The 872-nt window shown below is 60.8% G+C and carries 1 protein-coding gene; it reads left to right on the top strand.

Translation table 11 applies throughout. From position 1 onward, the window contains the following. The coding region (gene tuf / locus LMG28727_RS33870) for an elongation factor Tu (protein WP_201646649.1) at positions 1 to 872 on the top strand (872 nt) is incomplete at both ends.

The following is an 872-nucleotide window of genomic DNA, read 5'->3' as shown; positions in this document are numbered from 1 at the left end:
CTGGTGTGTTCGGCTGCAGACGGCCCGATGCCGCAAACGCGCGAGCACATCCTGCTGGCGCGTCAGGTTGGCGTTCCGTACATCATCGTGTTCCTGAACAAGTGCGACATGGTGGACGACGCTGAGTTGCTGGAACTCGTCGAAATGGAAGTTCGCGAACTTCTGTCGAAGTACGACTTCCCGGGCGACGATACGCCGATCATCAAGGGTTCGGCGAAGCTGGCCCTGGAAGGCGACGCAGGCGAGCTGGGCGAAGTGGCGATCATGAATCTGGCCGACGCGCTGGACACGTACATCCCGACGCCGGAGCGCGCAGTTGACGGTGCGTTCCTGATGCCGGTGGAAGACGTGTTCTCGATCTCGGGTCGCGGCACGGTGGTGACGGGTCGCGTTGAGCGCGGCATCGTCAAGGTCGGCGAAGAAATCGAAATCGTCGGTATCAAGCCGACGGTGAAGACGACCTGCACGGGCGTGGAAATGTTCCGCAAGCTGCTCGACCAGGGTCAGGCAGGCGACAACGTTGGTATCCTGCTGCGCGGCACGAAGCGTGAAGACGTGGAGCGTGGCCAGGTTCTGGCGAAGCCGGGTTCGATCAACCCGCACACGCACTTCACGGCTGAAGTGTACGTGCTGAGCAAGGACGAAGGTGGCCGTCATACGCCGTTCTTCAACAACTATCGTCCGCAGTTCTACTTCCGTACGACGGACGTGACGGGCTCGATCGAGTTGCCGAAGGACAAGGAAATGGTCATGCCGGGCGACAATGTGTCGATCACGGTGAAGCTGATCAACCCGATCGCGATGGAAGAAGGTCTGCGCTTCGCTATCCGCGAAGGTGGCCGTACGGTCGGCGCTGGTGTGGTTGCCAAGAT

This window comes from Paraburkholderia metrosideri, from assembly GCF_904848625.1.
GTDB lineage: Bacteria > Pseudomonadota > Gammaproteobacteria > Burkholderiales > Burkholderiaceae > Paraburkholderia > Paraburkholderia metrosideri.
Note: the sequence above shows the minus strand (reverse complement) of the source record. Positions and strands in the feature narration are given on the sequence as shown.